The sequence below is a fragment of the Variovorax rhizosphaerae genome (assembly GCF_037889975.1).
GTDB classification, from domain to species: Bacteria; Pseudomonadota; Gammaproteobacteria; order Burkholderiales; family Burkholderiaceae_C; genus Variovorax; species Variovorax rhizosphaerae.
The window spans coordinates 1-1,457 of the sequence record NZ_JBBKZT010000101.1; the positions used below are offsets into that span (position 1 = coordinate 1).

At 64.1% G+C, this 1,457-nt stretch carries 1 protein-coding gene and 1 other annotated feature; the gene reads left to right on the forward strand.

Annotated features, from left to right (window positions below):
- Window positions 1-53: 53 nt before the first annotated feature.
- A protein-coding gene (locus WKW82_RS40480; protein ID WP_340348842.1) for an IS3 family transposase occupies window positions 54-1,312 on the forward strand; the annotation gives its coding sequence in 2 pieces (ribosomal slippage) (window positions 54-336 and window positions 336-1,312; 1,260 coding nt in all).
- Window positions 332-448 (forward strand) — a sequence feature (AL1L pseudoknot). Its footprint overlaps the gene before it by 117 nt.
- Window positions 1,313-1,457 lie beyond the last annotated feature (145 nt).

Below are 1,457 nucleotides of genomic sequence, written 5' to 3' on the forward strand. Positions count from 1 at the left end.
TCTGAACCGCCCCGGATTTTGAGGAGGCTCCTTCGATTGAGAATGGAGCCAAGATGAGGAAGTCACCGAAGTTTTCCCCCGAGGTCATGGATCGCGCGGTGCGCATGGTCTTTGACGCCAAGGACCAGTACCCGTCGCAGTGGGCGGCGATCGAATCGATTGCCGGCAAGATCGGCTGCACGGGCGAGACGCTGCGCAAGTGGGTGCGCCAGGGCGAGCGCGACAGCGGCGTACGGCCGGGCGCGACCAGCGTCGAACAGCAGCGCATCAAGGAGCTCGAGCGCGAGGTTCGCGAACTGCGTAAGACCAATGAGATCCTGAAGTTGGCCAGCGCGTATTTCGCCCAGGCGGAGTTCGACCGCCAACTCAAGAAATGAACGCCTTCATTGACGAGCATCGCGCTCGTTGCGGGGTCGAGCCGATCTGCCGCGCGCTGCAGATCGCCCCGTCGGCATACCGGCGCCACGCGGCGCGTAAGCGCGATCCGGCGCTGCTGTCCGCGCGAGCCCAGCGTGATGCGAGCTTGCTGGTGCAGGTGCAACGCGTGTACGACCAGAACCTGCGGGTCTATGGTGCCGACAAGGTCTGGCGGCAACTGCGCCGCGAAGGCACGGCCGTGGCACGATGCACTGTCGAGCGACTCATGCGGCAATGCGGGCTGAGCGGTGCTCGTCGCGGCAAAAACGTGCGAACGACAGTACCAGACGGCAAGGCGGCATGCCCGCTGGACCGAGTGAAACGGCACTTCAAGGCCGACAGGCCGAATCAGCTGTGGGTGGCCGATTTCACGTACGTCTCGACTTGGCAGGGCTTCGTGTACGTGGCCTTCGTCATCGATGTGTTCGCGCGGCGCATCGTCGGCTGGCGGGTCAGCAGTTCGATGCAGACCGACTTCGTGCTCGACGCACTGGAGCAGGCCCTGTACGCGCGTCGGGGCGAGCGTGAAGGCGCGCTTGTGCATCACAGCGACAGGGGTTCCCAGTACGTGTCCATCCGCTATAGCGAGAGGCTGGCCGAAGCCGGCATCGAACCCTCGGTGGGGAGCACCGGCGACAGCTATGACAACGCGCTGGCCGAGACGATCAACGGCCTGTACAAGGCGGAGATCATCCACCGACGCGGCCCCTGGAAGACGCGCGAGGCGGTCGAACTGGCCACCCTCGAGTGGGTCTCATGGTTCAACAACCACCGCTTGCTTGAGCCCATCGGCTACATCCCGCCGGCCGAAGCAGAGGCCAACTACTGGCGCCTGCAAGCCCAGGCTGTGACCACAACCAAGCCTGCTCATCCAGCGGCACTGCAGGAGGGTTGAACCATGACTACATGGCCCAACCGGGGGGCCTCCGGCGGCCCCTGCGGGGGGCTGGAATAATGAAAGTCAGAACAGCCAGAAGAGAAGTCAGACCATCCCGGTCTGACTCAAGCCAATAGGCCTCCTCGAAAGTCGGTGCGGTTCA